This is a genomic window from Streptomyces sp. enrichment culture, from assembly GCF_964273255.1.
In the GTDB taxonomy this organism is placed as follows: Bacteria; Actinomycetota; Actinomycetes; order Streptomycetales; family Streptomycetaceae; genus Streptomyces.
This window is the reverse complement of the sequence record NZ_OZ186835.1, coordinates 4,498,851-4,513,372: the sequence shown is the minus strand read 5'-3', so window position 1 is coordinate 4,513,372 and position 14,522 is coordinate 4,498,851. Positions and strand designations below refer to the sequence as shown.

Annotated in this window: 15 protein-coding genes and 1 tRNA gene; 8 read left to right on the top strand and 8 right to left on the bottom strand. The window is 71.5% G+C overall.

Annotated elements, in window-relative coordinates; all coding sequences use genetic code 11:
• Positions 1-113 precede the first annotated feature (113 nt).
• Positions 114-1,478: an SGNH/GDSL hydrolase family protein gene (locus ACSU53_RS19550; protein ID WP_437029475.1), complete on the top strand. Its 1,365-nt coding sequence runs from the start codon at positions 114-116 to the stop codon at positions 1,476-1,478.
• Positions 1,479-1,692: 214 nt separating this feature from the next.
• On the opposite strand, the gene ACSU53_RS19545 is transcribed toward ACSU53_RS19550, so the two are convergent.
• Entirely contained in the window at positions 1,693-2,508 is an 816-nt protein-coding gene (locus tag ACSU53_RS19545; protein WP_437029473.1) for a DUF1707 SHOCT-like domain-containing protein, read from the bottom strand.
• Between the two features lie 295 nt (positions 2,509-2,803).
• Between ACSU53_RS19545 and ACSU53_RS19540 the strand changes: the two genes are divergently transcribed.
• Positions 2,804-5,182, top strand: coding sequence for a transglycosylase domain-containing protein (locus ACSU53_RS19540; protein ID WP_437029471.1), 2,379 nt, complete (start codon positions 2,804-2,806; stop codon positions 5,180-5,182).
• Positions 5,183-5,287: 105 nt separating this feature from the next.
• Here the strand turns inward: ACSU53_RS19540 and ACSU53_RS19535 are convergent, their stop codons facing one another.
• Complete coding sequence (locus ACSU53_RS19535) at positions 5,288-5,590, bottom strand: GroES family chaperonin (RefSeq protein ID WP_203591459.1); 303 nt, start codon at positions 5,588-5,590, stop codon at positions 5,288-5,290.
• 99 nt (positions 5,591-5,689) lie between these two features.
• Positions 5,690-6,019 carry a DUF3618 domain-containing protein gene (locus ACSU53_RS19530; protein ID WP_437029469.1) on the bottom strand — a complete coding sequence of 110 codons (330 nt, stop codon included), beginning with the start codon at positions 6,017-6,019 and terminating at the stop codon, positions 5,690-5,692.
• 165 nt (positions 6,020-6,184) lie between these two features.
• Here ACSU53_RS19530 and bcp point away from each other — a divergent pair, with 165 nt between their 5' ends.
• Positions 6,185-6,652, top strand: coding sequence for a thioredoxin-dependent thiol peroxidase (gene bcp, locus ACSU53_RS19525; RefSeq protein ID WP_437029468.1), 468 nt, complete (start codon positions 6,185-6,187; stop codon positions 6,650-6,652).
• A gap of 39 nt (positions 6,653-6,691) precedes the next feature.
• Positions 6,692-6,778, top strand: a tRNA-Leu gene (locus ACSU53_RS19520).
• Positions 6,779-6,815: 37 nt separating this feature from the next.
• Here the strand turns inward: ACSU53_RS19520 and rdgB are convergent.
• From rdgB to ACSU53_RS19500, 4 genes are all read right to left on the bottom strand, one after another.
• Positions 6,816-7,418, bottom strand: coding sequence for an RdgB/HAM1 family non-canonical purine NTP pyrophosphatase (gene rdgB / locus ACSU53_RS19515; protein WP_437029466.1), 603 nt, complete (start codon positions 7,416-7,418; stop codon positions 6,816-6,818).
• Positions 7,419-7,452: 34 nt separating this feature from the next.
• Positions 7,453-7,851, bottom strand: a complete 399-nt coding sequence (locus ACSU53_RS19510; RefSeq protein ID WP_437029464.1) for a hypothetical protein — start codon at positions 7,849-7,851, stop codon at positions 7,453-7,455.
• A gap of 139 nt (positions 7,852-7,990) precedes the next feature.
• Positions 7,991-8,728: a ribonuclease PH gene (gene rph / locus ACSU53_RS19505; RefSeq protein WP_437029462.1), complete on the bottom strand. Its 738-nt coding sequence runs from the start codon at positions 8,726-8,728 to the stop codon at positions 7,991-7,993.
• Between the two features lie 130 nt (positions 8,729-8,858).
• Entirely contained in the window at positions 8,859-9,092 is a 234-nt protein-coding gene (locus tag ACSU53_RS19500) for a glucose PTS transporter subunit EIIB (protein ID WP_217127552.1), read from the bottom strand.
• Between the two features lie 228 nt (positions 9,093-9,320).
• Here ACSU53_RS19500 and ACSU53_RS19495 point away from each other — a divergent pair, with 228 nt between their 5' ends.
• The 3 genes from ACSU53_RS19495 (at position 9,321) to ACSU53_RS19485 (ending at position 12,982) form a co-directional block, all read left to right on the top strand.
• Positions 9,321-10,634, top strand: a complete 1,314-nt coding sequence (locus tag ACSU53_RS19495) for a PTS transporter subunit EIIC (protein ID WP_437029460.1) — start codon at positions 9,321-9,323, stop codon at positions 10,632-10,634.
• Between the two features lie 346 nt (positions 10,635-10,980).
• Positions 10,981-11,190, top strand: coding sequence for a hypothetical protein (locus ACSU53_RS19490; RefSeq protein ID WP_437029458.1), 210 nt, complete (start codon positions 10,981-10,983; stop codon positions 11,188-11,190).
• Positions 11,191-11,731: 541 nt separating this feature from the next.
• Positions 11,732-12,982 (top strand): PTS transporter subunit EIIC, encoded by a 1,251-nt coding sequence (locus tag ACSU53_RS19485; RefSeq protein WP_362098735.1) that lies wholly within the window; start codon positions 11,732-11,734, stop codon positions 12,980-12,982.
• A gap of 94 nt (positions 12,983-13,076) precedes the next feature.
• Here the strand turns inward: ACSU53_RS19485 and ACSU53_RS19480 are convergent, their stop codons facing one another.
• The gene (locus ACSU53_RS19480; protein ID WP_437029455.1) at positions 13,077-13,829 is read right to left on the bottom strand and encodes an MBL fold metallo-hydrolase; all 753 of its coding nucleotides are present in this window, start codon (positions 13,827-13,829) and stop codon (positions 13,077-13,079) included.
• 203 nt (positions 13,830-14,032) lie between these two features.
• Here ACSU53_RS19480 and ACSU53_RS19475 point away from each other — a divergent pair, with 203 nt between their 5' ends.
• Complete coding sequence (locus ACSU53_RS19475) at positions 14,033-14,473, top strand: type II toxin-antitoxin system PemK/MazF family toxin (RefSeq protein WP_437029453.1); 441 nt, start codon at positions 14,033-14,035, stop codon at positions 14,471-14,473.
• Positions 14,474-14,522: the final 49 nt, after the last annotated feature.

Here is a 14,522-nt window from a genome sequence, read left to right as displayed (position 1 = left end):
TGTTCCGAGGGGTGACCGCGAGGGTGTCGCGGGCCGCCTCCCGCCCGTGACGCATCATGGGTTCGTCGGACCGGAGCCTCGGGGCTCCCACCTCCCGAGGAGAACAGAACAGCATGACCCGGGGACGTGACGGGGGCGCGGGCGCGCCCCCAGCGAAGCAACGCGCCCTGCTGGCGGCCGTCCTCGCCGTGATCGTGGCCCTCTCCGCCGCCCTGTACGGGGTCGTCGCGGCGGACGACGGCACCGAGCGGCGCGACACCCTCGCCGGCGGCCGCACACCCCACAACCCGGCCGCACCCGCCTCCACCGGCACGTGGGTCGCCTCCTGGGCCACCGCGCCCGTCGGCGGCGAACCCGGCACGGAGACCACCGGGCTGGCGGGCCGCTCGGTGCGCAACGTCGTCCACACCAGCGCCGGCGGTACGAGTGCCCGCGTCACGCTGTCCAATCTCTACGGGCAGTCGCCGCTGACCGTCACGCACGCGTCGATCGCCGTCGCGGCCGGACCCGGCGGGGCCGCCGCCGTCACCGGCACCCTGCGGCCGCTCACCTTCACCGGCAGCCGCTCCGTCGTCGTCCCGGCGGGCGCCCAGGTGGCCAGCGACGCCGTGCGCATCACCGTCCCCCGGGACGGCGACGTCCTGATCACCACCTACTCCCCCACCCCGTCCGGGCCCGTCACGTACCACCCGCGCGCCCGCCAGATCTCCTACGTCGCCGAGGGGGAGCACACCGGGGACACCACCGGCGCCCCGTACACGACCACGAGCGGCTACTGGCGGTACGTGACCGCGCTGGACGTGCTCAGCAGCGAGGCGGACGGCACCCTCGTCGCGTTCGGCGACTCCCTGACCGACGGGGTCACCTCCACCACGGGGGCCAACAGCCGCTGGCCGGACGTCCTCTCCGACCGGCTGCGCGCCGCGCTCGACGAGGGGCGGGACGTGCCCCGGCTCAGCGTCGTCAACGAGGGCATCAGCGGCAACCGGGTGCTCACCGACGGCCTCGGCCGCCCGCCGGAGAACCCGAGCGGACTGAACCGCTTCGGCCGCGACGTGCTCGGCCGCCCCAACGTGCGTGCCGTCGTGGTCGATCTCGGCGTGAACGACATCCTGCGCCACCCGGGCGCGGGTGACCCGGACCTGATCCTCGACGGCCTGCGCACCCTGGTCGACCGGGCTCACGCCCGCGGCCTGAAGGTCGTCGGCGCCACCCTCATGCCGTTCGGCGGGCATCGCGGCCACACCGACGCGCGGGAGGCGGTGCGGCAGCAGATCAACGCCGAGATCCGCTCCGGGCGGGTCTTCGACGCCGTCGTCGACTTCGACCGGGCGCTCCGCGACCCCTACGACCCGCGCCGCCTGCGCCCCGTCTACGACTCCGGGGACCACCTCCACCCCAGCGACCGCGGCTATGCGCGGATGGCGCAGGTCCTCGACCTGGACGAGCTGAGCGGCGGCGCCCCGGCGCAGCTGTGACGGGGCACCGGCCCGTCCGGTGACGGGCCGGGGGTGCGGGGGTGCCGACGGGAGTGCCTGGGGTGGCGAGCGGTCCGGGGCGGTCGTCGCAAGCGCCGCCGTGTCCGCCGTGTCCGCCGCACCCTTCACGCCCCTTCACGGCGGTCGGCGCCCACCCTGTCCGCCCCCGTCACGGCCGTCACGGCCGTCATAGCCGTCACAGGGGTCTCAGCCGTCAGTGCCCGCCGTGTCCGCCGTGTCCGCCCCGCCCGTCACGGCGCTCGGGGTGCTCCTCCGCGCCCGATCCGTGCAGGCCGTGCAGGCCGCCGTCCCAGGACGCGGAGCGCGAGGAGGCGTCCAGCTCCCGGCGGTTCGCCTTGCGCTCCAGCTTCTGGCGGCGGCGTTCCTCGCGCAGGCGCTGCTTCTCCGCGCGGGGCAGCTTGCGCTGCACCCCGACCCCGCCCCAGAAGGCGAACCCGGTGACGATCACCCGGGGCGCGCCCGGCTCGGCCGGGACACCCTCCTCCCGGTGGTCGAAGCCGCCCATGATGCCGATGCCGCGCACGACGACCTCGACGCCCGGCGGGACGGTGATGTCCACCCCGCCCATGATCGCGATCGCGTTGATCACGATCTCGCGGTCCGCGAAGTTCGCCTCCCGCAGGTCGATGTCGCCGCCGCCCCAGAACGCGAAGCAGTTGAACTGCCGCGGCGCCGTCCAGCGGCCCTTGCGCTGGAACCCCGACATCACCGCGACCGCCCACGACGACCGGCCGGCGTCGTCGCCGCCCACGATCCGTCCCGCCCAGTCGTCGGACGGGGCCGGGTCCTTCGTCAGCGACACCGCCGGAGCGGTGACACCGGCGGCCGGCAGGTCGCGGGTGATCGGCGCCAGCTCGCCGTACGTGCGCGCCCGGTAGGTCGCGTCCAGCCGCTCCCCGAACTCCTCCATGTCCAGGCGCCCTTCGGCGAGTGCCTCGCGCAGGATGTCGGCGACCCGTTCGCGGTCGTTGTCGGAGGCTCGCAGGTCCGGGGCGGCGTCGTCGGTCATACGCGTCAGCCTACGATTTCCCTCCGTCCGTCGGCTACGACGACGGACGGGCCCGCCCCCGCCCCGGCCCCCGCCGCAGGCACACCCGGCACCCGACACCCGGCACCCGGCACCTCGGACCGCGACCGGCCCCCGTCCTCCCCTGCCCGCCCCGGCCCATGCGTGTGACAAGCCGCATCCGACGCGGACGCGCCGCCTCGGCACGGAACTGTTCCCCGGATGCGACAGTCTTCAATAGAAGGAGCGCACCAGGCGTACAGCGACGAACGAGGCGAAACAGGAGTCCGTGCACGACATGAGCGACGAGCCGCAGCCACAGCCCGGCCCGGGCTGGGCCCCGAGAGAGCCACAGGCGGCCGACGCCCCTCAGGGCACGGCGGAGGGCGGGCGCAGGCGCACCGGCTGGCGCCGTCTGATCCCCACCTGGCGGATGGTGCTCGGCACCTTCGTCGTCGGCACCCTGCTGCTGATCGGGGCCTTCTTCCTCGGCTACCACCTGGTGAAGATCCCGCCCGCCAACGCCCTCGCCACCAAGCAGGCCAACGTCTACCTGTACGCCGACGGCTCCGTCATCGCCCGGGACGGCGAGGTCAACCGGGAGAACGTCTCGCTCGACCGCGTCTCCAAGGCCGCCCGGCACGCCGTCCTCGCCGCCGAGGACCGGGACTTCTACACGCAGTCCGCCGTCGACCCCAAGGCCATGGTCCGGGCCGCCTGGAACACCGCCACCGGCAAGGGCAAGCAGTCCGGCTCGACCATCACCCAGCAGTACGTGAAGAACTACTACCTGCGGCAGGAGCAGACCGTCACCCGCAAGGTGAAGGAGTTCTTCATCGCGATCAAGCTGGACCGGGAGCAGAGCAAGGACCAGATCCTGGAGGGCTACCTCAACACCAGCTACTTCGGCCGCAACGCCTACGGCATCCAGGCCGCCGCCCAGGCCTACTACGGCATGGACGCCAAGGACCTCGACGCCGGCCGCGCCGCCTACCTGGCCGCGCTGGTCAACGCGCCCAGCCAGTACGACGTGATCGCGCACCCGGAGAACCGCGGGGCCGCCGAGTCCCGCTGGAACTACGTCCTGGACGGCATGGTCGAGAAGGACTGGCTCAGCGAGTCCGAGCGGGCCGGGATGAAGTTCCCGGTGCCGAAGGAGAGCACCACCTCCACCGGCATGTCGGGGCAGCGCGGCTACATCGTCCGCATCGTCAAGGACCACCTGGTCCAGAACCGGATCGTCGCCGAGCAGGAGCTCGACCGGGGCGGGTACCGGATCACCACCACGCTCCAGAAGGACAAGCAGGACGCCTTCGTCGATGCCGTCAACGACAAGCTGATGGACCGCCTCGACAAGAAGAACCGCAAGGTCGACACCTACGTCCGGGCCGGCGGCGCCTCCGTCGACCCGAAGACCGGCAAGGTCGTGGCGATGTACAACGGCATCGACTACGTCAAGCAGTACACCCCGAACGCGACCCGCCGGGACTACCAGGTCGGCTCGATCTTCAAGCCGATCGTCTTCACCTCCGCCGTCGAGAACAAGTCCAGCACCCAGGACGGCCGGCTCATCACGCCCAACACGGTCTACGACGGCACCAACAAGCGTCCCGTGCAGGGCTGGTCCGGGCACTATGCCCCGGAGAACGAGGACCACGTCTCCTACGGTGGCGTCACCGTGCGCGAGGCCACCGACAAGTCCGTCAACTCGGTGTACGCGCAGATGGCCGTGGACGTGGGCTCCGAGAAGGTGCTGCAGACCGCCGTCGACCTGGGCATCCCGCCCAAGACGCCGTCGCTGACGCCGACCCCGTCGATCGCGCTCGGGGTGGCCACCGCGAGCGTGCTGGACATGGCGGAGGCGTACGCGACGCTCGCCAACCACGGCCGGCACGGCACGTACACCATGGTGGAGAAGGTGACGAAGGACGGCCGGGAGACGGTGGAGCTGCCGAAGCGGCAGACCCGGCAGGCCGTCAGCCGCCAGGCCGCCGACACCACCACCGCCGTGCTGCGCGGCGTCGTGCAGAACGGCACCGGCACCGCCGCCCTCGACGCCGGACGGCCCGCCGCGGGCAAGACCGGGACGGCGGAGGAGGACAAGGCGGCCTGGTTCGCCGGCTACACCCCCGACCTCGCCACCGTCGTCGCCGTGATGGGGCAGGACCCCGAGACCGGGGCCCAGAAGAAGCTGTACGGCGCCATGGGCCTGCCGCGGGTCAACGGCGGCGGCGTCCCGGCCGAGATCTGGGCGCAGTTCACCCGGGAGGCCCTGGAGGGTGAGCCGGTGCAGGAGTTCGACCTCGACCTCCAGGTGGGGGCCGACCAGGTGCAGCCCCTGCCGAGCGACGCCACCACCGCCGACCCGGGCGCCGGCGAGGAGGACGAGGACCGCTCGCCCACGCCCGACGGGCCGGAGAGCGGCACCGCGTCCCCCGGGGACGAGCCCGGGCAGACCGAGGGCCAGACCGGCGGCCAGACGCAGGGCCAGACCGACGGCGGCACCGGCACCCCGGACGGCGGCACCACGGAGGGCGGCACCACCGACGGCGGCACCGGGACCGGCGGCACCACGGGGGACCCCACGGGCGGCACCGGGGACGGCGGCGCCGACGGCACCGGCGGCGTCGACCAGGGCGGCCTCACCGGCACGCTCACCGGCGGCCGCCGACAGTGAACCGCGGGCGGTGAACCCCGGGCCGCGCGCCCGGGGGCCGGGCACGGCGGAGGGGGCCGGTGACCGCCACGGTCACCGGCCCCCTTCGTCACACAGCCGGCCCGGCTACAGGTACAAGCCGGTCGAGTCCTCGGAGCCCTCGAACCGGTCCGCGGCCACCGCGTGCAGGTCGCGCTCCCGCATCAATACGTAGGGCACGCCCCGCACCTCCACCTCGGCGCGGTCCTCCGGGTCGAACAGCACCCGGTCCCCGGGCTCCACCGTCCGGACGTTCTGCCCCACGGCGACCACCTCCGCCCAGGCCAGGCGCCGGCCCACCGCGGCGGTCGCGGGAATCAGGATGCCGCCCCCGGAACGCCGCTCGCCCTCGGTGGTGTCCTGCCGGACGAGCACGCGGTCGTGCAGCATCCGGATGGGCAGCTTGTCGTGCTGGGAGCCGTGGTCGTTACTGTTGGCGCTCACGCTCTGAAACCTACCTGCCCTCACCGACCACGCACGCGGGCGGGGTCAGCTCCTGCGTCGGCGCGAGCCCAGCGCCAGCAGTCCCACGACGCCGACCAGCAGCACCGCGACCGGCACGACCCGCTCCAGACGGGGGGATCCCTCCTCGTCGACGAACTGGGCCTTCACCTCGCTCAGCGCGGCGTTGACCCCGACGTAGGCGCGGCCCAGCGTGTGGTCCACGTTGGAGACGACCCGGGCCTTCGCGTCGTCCACGATCGTCTTCGGGTGCACCCGCACGCCGATCTCGTCCAGGGTCTCGGCCAGCACCGCGCGACGGCGCCGGATGTCCGCCTCGATCTCCGCCGGGGTTCTGGTGTCCGCCGTGTCCGCCACCGTGTCGCCTCCGAAATCTGCTCAATCCGCTGAATTCGCTGATACCGCTGATACCTGTGCCGGACAGTCTGTCAGCTTCGCGCCGGGCCGCACCGTCAGCACCCCCGGTTACCCTCGATCCCGGCACCCGATCCACCCAGCGCGCACGTACGAGGAGACAGACCGATGAGTGAACGCCTCAAGCCCGGGGACGAGGCCCCCGCCTTCACCCTGCCGGACGCCGACGGCAACGAGGTGTCCCTCGCCGACCACCGGGGCCGCAAGGTCATCGTCTACTTCTACCCGGCCGCCCTCACCCCGGGCTGCACCAAGCAGGCCTGCGACTTCACCGACAACCTCGACCTGCTCGCCGGCGCGGGGTACGACGTGATCGGCGTCTCGCCGGACAAGCCCGAGAAGCTGGCCGCGTTCCGCGAGAAGGAGTCCCTGAAGGTCACCCTGCTCGCCGACCCCGACAAGAAGGCCCTGGAGGCGTACGGGGCCTTCCGGGAGAAGAAGAACTACGGCAGGACGTACCTGGGCGTCATCCGCTCCACGATCGTGGTGGACGAGGAGGGCAAGGTGGAGCACGCCTTCTACAACGTCCGGGCCACCGGCCACGTGGCCAAGATCATCAAGGATCTCGGCATCTGAGGGAGCTGCCCGGCCGCTAGCATGGCCGGGCAGCATCGAGCGGCCGTGGTGGAACTGGCAGTCACGCTGGGTTTAGGTCCCAGTGGGGTAACTCCCGTGAGGGTTCGAGTCCCTCCGGCCGCACCAGTGTTCAGCCCACCGGTGCGTTCGGCCCACCGGTTCGTCAGCCCACCAGTTCGCGGATCACCGGCACGAGCGCGCGGAACGCCTTGCCGCGGTGGCTGATCGCGTTCTTCTCGGCCGCCGTCAGCTCCGCGCAGGTCCGGCTCTCGCCGTCCGGCTGGAGGATCGGGTCGTAGCCGAAGCCGCCGGTGCCGGACGGGCTGTGGCGCAGGACGCCGGTCAGGCGCCCCTCGACGACCCGTTCCGTGCCGTCGGGCAGGGCCAGGGCCGCCGCGCAGGCGAAGTGGGCGGCGCGGTGCTCGTCGGCGATGTCGGAGAGCTGGGCGAGGAGCAGGTCCAGGTTGGCCCGGTCGTCGCCGTGGGTGCCGGCCCAGCGGGCGGAGAAGATGCCGGGGGCGCCGCCGAGGACGTCGACGCAGAGACCGGAGTCGTCGGCGACGGCGGGCAGGCCGGTGGCGCGGGCCAGGGCGTGGGCCTTCAGCAGGGCGTTCTCGGCGAAGGTGACGCCGGTCTCCTTGACGTCGGGGACCTCCGGGTGGGCGTCGGCGCCGACGAGTTCGTGGGGCAGGCCCGCGTCGGCGAGGATCGACCGCAGTTCGGTGATCTTTCCGGCGTTGCGGGTGGCGAGGATCAGGCGGTTCATGGCGTCCAGTATCCCGGCCGTCGCGGGCCGCCGGTCACGGTGTGCAGACCTTGGTGAGCTCCCCGGCCGCGTCGGTGACGGGGCTGATGTCGGGGGTCTTGTCACCGTTCTCGATGGAGGTGCGCACGTTGCCGACGGCCCGGTCGAGGTCGTCGACGGCCTTGCCGACGTCGGCGTTGTCGGTCTTGTCGGCGAGCTCGTCGAGGTTCTTGTCGATGGAGGTGAGGGACTCCTCGAGCTGGGTGACGTCGTTGGAGGCGTTGTCCACGGCCTGCTGCATCTCCGTCACGCTGTCGGCGATGGCGTCGGCGGTCTGGACGCAGTCCAGCGCCTTGTCGACGGCGGCACAGCCGGTGGTGAGTCCGGCGGTCAGCGCGACGGCCGCCAGGGTGGCGGCGACGGCTGTGGTGCGGCGTCGGCGGCTCGCGGCCATGGGGTTCCTCCCTCGTGCGGGCCGTGTGGGCCCGTGTGGCTGGGCGGGCGCGCGGAGTCGGCCGTGCGCCCGTTACCGGTTCAGACGCGGCGGTGACCGGCGCGGTTGCCCGCGCCGGTCACCGGAGTTGGGGTGCCCTTTACCTTTCGAGGACGGTGGCGAGCGCGGCGCGCTGAGCGTCGGCGAGGGTGGCGCAGCCGGCCACGGCGAGGTCGAGGAGCGCGTTGAGCTCGTCGCGGGCGAACGGTTCGGCCTCGGCGGTGCCCTGCACCTCGACGAAGCGGCCGTCGCCGGTGCAGACGACGTTCATGTCGGTGTCGGCCTTGACGTCCTCCTCGTAGCGGAGGTCGAGCAGGGGGGTGCCGTCGACGATGCCGACGGAGACGGCGCTGACGGTGCCGGTGAGGGGGCGGCGGTTGGCGCGGACCAGCTTGTTCGCCTGGGCCCAGGCGACCGCGTCGGCGAGGGCGACGTAGGCGCCGGTGATGGCGGCGGTGCGGGTGCCGCCGTCGGCCTGGAGGACGTCGCAGTCGAGGACGATGGTGTTCTCGCCCAGGGCCTTGTAGTCGATGACGGCGCGCAGCGAACGCCCGATGAGGCGGCTGATCTCGTGGGTGCGTCCGCCGATGCGGCCGCGGACGGACTCGCGGTCGCCCCGGGTGTTGGTGGCGCGCGGGAGCATGGAGTACTCGGCGGTGACCCAGCCCTCGCCGCTGCCCTTGCGCCAGCGGGGGACGCCCTCGGTGACGGAGGCGGTGCACAGCACCTTGGTGTCGCCGAAGGAGACGAGGACGGAGCCTTCGGCGTGCTTGCTCCAGCCGCGTTCGATGGTGACGGGGCGGAGCTGTTCGGGGGTGCGGCCGTCGATGCGTGACATGGCGCCAGAGCCTAGCCGTCCGCGGGGCGGCGCCCGTGCCCGAGGTGCGCCAGGGCCCCCGCCCGGCGTGGGGAGGGGGCCCTGGGACCTCTCGTGCGGCACCCCGGGCGCGGGGTGCGCGCCGCGGGTCTCACATGAGGTCTTCGATCTCCGCCGCGATGGGGTCGGCGTCGGTGCCGATGACGACCTGGATGGCGCTGCCCATCTTGACGACGCCGTGGGCTCCGGCGGCCTTCAGGGCGGCTTCGTCGACCTTGGCCGGGTCGACGACCTCGGTCCGCAGGCGGGTGATGCAGCCTTCGACTTCCTCGATGTTGTCGATGCCGCCGAGCCCGGCAACGATCTTCTCAGCCTTGGTGGCCATGTTCGTTCTCCCTGATCCGAACCGCTTTGTCGCAGTAACCCACAGTTGGCCCAACTTTGCGAGCGGTCATGTCGTGGGTGCCCAAGGATGGCGTCACGACAGCGGAACCGTCACCAACTGGTCTACACCACCCGGTGGACCGGCGACAAACCCGCGGCCGGCGGCGCTCGCGCCCGGGCACCGCCGGATCGGACGAACACCCGACGAGCGTCCAGCGAAGGGGACCGGATGAGTGCCGACAGTCCCGCGGGTGCGGCGAACGGGGTCAGCCCCGCCCGCGAGCGGTGGAACCGGTTCTTCCAGGGCCTGCAGAAGATGGGCCGCAGCCTGCAGCTCCCGATCGCCGTGCTGCCGGCGGCGGGCATCCTCAACCGGCTGGGACAGCCGGACGTGTTCGGCGACGACGGCCTGGGCTGGACGAATGTCTCCAAGGTGATGGTCGGCGCGGGCGGCGCGCTGCTGGACGGGTCGCTGGGCCTGCCGCTGCTGTTCTGCGTGGGCGTGGCCATCGGCATGGCGAAGAAGTCGGACGGCTCGACGGCGCTGGCGGCGGTGGCGGGGTTCCTCGTCTACTACAACGTGCTGCGCCAGTTCCCGGAGGACTGCCCGGCAGGCTCCACGGCGGTGCAGGGCATCGGCTGCCAGGTGACGGAGGACCCGGCGACGGTGACGGCGTTCACCTTCCAGAACCCGGGAGTGTTCGGCGGCATCGTGATCGGCCTGATGGCGGCGTACTTCTGGCAGCGCTTCCACCGCACCAAGCTGGTGGACTGGCTGGGCTTCTTCAACGGCCGCCGCCTGGTGCCGATCATCATGGCGTTCGCGGCGATCGTGTTCGCGGCGCTGGCCCTGTGGGTGTGGCCGCCGATCGGTGACGCGCTGGAGAGCTTCAGCGACTGGATGAGCGACCTGGGCGCGTGGGGCGCGGGCGTCTTCGGCGTCGCCAACCGGGCACTGCTGGTGGTGGGCCTGCACCAGTTCCTGAACGTGCCCATCTGGTTCCAGTTCGGCAGCTACACCAAGCCGGACGGGACGGTGGTCCACGGCGACATCAACATGTTCCTGGCGGGCGACCCGAACGCCGGGCAGTTCCTGTCGGGCTTCTTCCCGATCATGATGTTCGCGCTGCCGGCGGCGGCGCTGGCGATCACGCACTGCGCGCGCCCGGAGCGGCGCAAGGAGGTCGGCGGCCTGATGCTGTCGGTGGCGCTGACGTCGTTCGTCACCGGCATCACCGAACCGATCGAGTACTCCTTCCTGTTCGTGGCGCCGGCGCTGTACGTGATACACGCACTGCTGACGGGCGTGTCGATGGCCGTGACGTGGGGCCTCGGCGTGCACGACGGCTTCAGCTTCTCGGCGGGCCTGATCGACTACGTCATCAACTGGAACCTGGCGACCAAGCCGTGGCTGATCATCCCCATCGGCCTGTGCTTCGCCGCGCTGTACTACGTGATCTTCCGCTTCGCGATCACCAAGTTCGACCTGAAGACCCCGGGACGGGAGCGGGAGGAAGAGGTGGAGGACACCACCAAGGCGTGATCCGGCCCGTCACCCCTCCCCGCCCCACTGGCCTTCAGCGCATGATGCCGGTCGGTCGGAGTATCCGTGCCCCCCGCTGTACCCCCGCACGAGAGGTGCCCGGGTTCCGGGTGCGCCCGGAGGTGGCCAGGCGGCCCCCAGCCCCGGCTCACCAGGAAACGGGAGCAACGCCAGACGGGCGTGGACAAGACGGCACTGAGCTGTCCGCGATGAGGGTCACACGCGGGGAGATCTCCGCCCATCCCGGCCGCACCTGCCCATCGGGCAGAAAGGCAACCTCACCCAGATGTGGCCCTCACCCACACACCGACGGCTAGGGTAACCACTTACACATCAAGGAGGGCAAGTGGACAATAAGCCAGCCAAAGCAGACGAAGCAGATATCGCGATAACCGCACTCGTCACCATTGTCATCGCTGGCGCATTCCTCTTCGCCGGCCGGATCCTCTCGGAGGTTCTGCTGCCGAATTCCCCGACGGGCACTGCAGGTCAGTGGATTTTGACCGCAGGCGGGATGGCCATTGCAGCACTCTGGGCGGTGCGTCGCCTCAGGTGACTCAAGCATCCGATGCCTGATCCGGCATGGAGCATGGAGCCCGAATGCATCCAGGAGACTCGGCGCCGCTTTTCTTCACGCCAAGATGCTCTGAGATACCACATGCTATGTGGACTCTGCTGCCGTAACGAAGACTTTGCGGGCCATTCACTTTTCCCCCCGGCCGGGCGCAGGGATACACACCCCGAGGCCCTCTGGGTGACGAGGCCGGCGGCCCGCTACGCACGACGCCCCCGTGCCGTGGCGCTCGCCGCACGACCATGAACGGTGGCCCGAAGCTCGGCGTCCCACCACCACCCGGGCACGTGCCCGCGGACTGAAGGCAGCCCCGACAGACCCTCCGACCTCGTCGGTCCGAGGGTCTGTCACTGTGTCTGGAAGACGGTCCCGCAGACGGCGGCATCAGGTTCCGCTTCGCGCCCCTGCGGCCACGGTGCGTAGCCCCGCGGTTGCGATTCTGACGGGTTCCTTATATGGGCCACATCGTGTTAGAACAGGTCTACACCACTGAGTGGTGTAGACCACCACCGATGGAGGACGTATGAGCACCGCCACCGCATCGGCGGCCCCCGCGAAGAAGCGGGGATCCGGCCTTTTCCAGGGCCTGCAGAAGGTGGGCCGCAGCCTTCAGCTCCCGATCGCCGTGCTGCCGGCGGCGGGCATCCTGCTCCGCCTGGGCCAGCCGGACGTGTTCGGCGAGGACGGGTTCGGCTGGGACAGGGTAGCGGCCGTCTTCGCCACCGCGGGTGGCGCGATCTTCGACAACCTGCCGCTGCTGTTCTGCGTCGGTGTGGCCATCGGCTTCGCCAAGAAGTCCGACGGCTCCACGGCGCTCGCCGCACTGGTCGGCTTCCTCGTCTACAGCAACGTCCTGAAGGCCTTCCCCGTCACCGAGGCGAAGGTGCAGGCGGGCGAGGACATAGCCGCGACCTACAACAACCCGGGTGTCCTCGGCGGCATCATCATGGGTCTGCTGGCGGCGGTGCTGTGGCAGCGCTACCACCGCAAGAAGCTGGTGGACTGGCTCGGCTTCTTCAACGGACGCCGTCTCGTCCCGATCATCATGGCCTTCGTCGGCACCGCGATGGGTGTCTTCTTCGGCCTGGTCTGGGAGCCGATCGGTGAGGGCATCTCCAACGTCGGCGAGTGGATCACCTCCCTGGGTGCCGTGGGCGCCGGCCTGTTCGGTCTGATCAACCGCGCGCTGATCCCGGTCGGCATGCACCAGTTCGTGAACACCGTCTCCTGGTTCCAGATCGGTGACTTCACCAACGCCGCGGGCGAGGTCGTCCACGGTGACCTGAACCGGTTCTTCGCCGGTGACCCGGACGCCGGCCTGTTCATGTCGGGCTTCTTCCCGATCATGATGTTCGGTCTGCCGGCCGCCGCGATCGCCATCGCGCACGCCGCCCGCCCCGAGCGCCGCAAGGCCGTGATGGGCATGATGGTCTCCCTCGCGCTGACCTCCTTCGTGACCGGCGTGACCGAGCCGATCGAGTTCGCGTTCATGTTCATCGCCCCGGCGCTGTACGTGATCCACGCGGTGCTCACCGCCCTGTCCATGGCGATCACCTGGGCGCTCGGGGTGCACGCGGGCTTCACCTTCTCGGCGGGCGCCATCGACTACGGGCTCAACTGGAACCTGGCGACCAAGCCATGGCTGATCATCCCGATCGGCCTGGTGTTCGCGGCGATCTACTACGTGGTCTTCCGCTTCGCCATCGTCAAGTTCAACCTGCCGACTCCGGGCCGTGAGCCGGAGGAGGAGGTCGAGGACACCACCAAGGCGTAGGACCGCCCGCGCGGCGGGTCCGTGCGAAGGCCCCCGGCACCGTGACGGTGCCGGGGGCCTTCCCCGTGTGCGGGCGGCGGCCCGCCTCCGGGCGTCAGACCTGGTACACCGCCCCCGGCGCCGCCAGCTCCACCGGGCCGTCGTAGACCGCGCGGGCGTCGCGCAGGTTCACCTGCGGGTCGGTCCAAGGGGCGATGTGGGTGAGGACCAGGCGGCGGGCGCCGGCCCGGGCGGCCGTCTCCCCCGCCTCGCGCCCGTTCAGGTGCAGGTCGGGGATGTTCTCCTTGCCATGGGTGAAGGCGGCCTCGCACAGGAACAGGTCGGCGTCGCGCGCGAGTTCGTCCAGCACCGGGGTGACGCCCGTGTCGCCGGAGTACGTCAGCGTGCGCCCGCCGTGCTCGATGCGGATGCCGTACGCCTCCACCGGGTGCGCCACCCGGTCGGTGTGCACGGTGAACGGGCCGATCTCGAACGTGGACGGCTTGACCGTGTGGAAGTCGAACACCTCGCTCATGGAGGAGGCGGAGGGCGTGTCGGCGTAGGCGGTGGTGAGCCGGTGCTCGGTGCCCTCGGGGCCGTAGACCGGGAGGGGGTCGCAACGGCCGCCGTCGTGCCGGTAGTAGCGCGCGACGAAGTAACCGCACATGTCGATGCAGTGGTCCGCGTGCAGATGGCTGAGGAAGATCGCGTCGAGGTCGTAGAGACCGCAGTGGCGCTGCAGCTCGCCCAGGGCACCGTTGCCCATGTCGAGGAGCAGCCGGAAGCCGTCGGCCTCGAGGAGGTAGCTCGAACAGGCCGAATCCACGGACGGGAACGACCCCGAGCAGCCGACGACGGTGAGCTTCATGGAGCAGAAACCTCCGCTGCGGGGATGTGAGAACGGGGGTTGTGCGGTCCGTCGAGCGTAAGACGCAAAACGTGTGGTCGCTCCTTCGCCAGGGGCGGTTGTGGGGGAACTCACCTGCGCTGTCACCGGTTCGGCTGGAACCGGGGCGCATGGGGCGGGTGAGGGGGCGCGCGCCCGGAGCCCGCGCCGGTACGGTCGGGGTCATGGACACGTCCTGGTGGTGGCTCGCGCTCGCCGCGGTCGTCCTGCTCGCCCTGGTCGCCGCGCTCGTCGACGGCTGGGGCCGGGGTCACCGGCCCCCGGCGCGCGGAAGAAGGAGCCGGACCCGGGCGGGCGGGCCGCGGCCGGCGGAGATCTGGTGGGCGGGGGTGCCCTTCGAGGACCGGCCGGGGAGCAAGGACCGGCCCTGCCTGGTGCTGGCGGTGCGCCGGGACCGGGTCACGGTCGCCAAGATCACGACGAGGTCCGGCGGCGGGCGGCCCGGGGTGATCCCGCTGCCGCCGGGGTCCGTCGGCGACGCCCAGGGACGGACCAGTTACCTGGAGACGGACGAGTTGCGGGACGTGCCGCTGCGGGAGTTCCGCCGCCGGGCCGGCGTGATCGACCCGGCCCTGTGGGACCAGGTCCGCCACCTGGCGCAGTGAGCCCGGCCGGGGGCGGGCGGGCCGCCGGGGGCTGCCCGAGCCCTCGCCC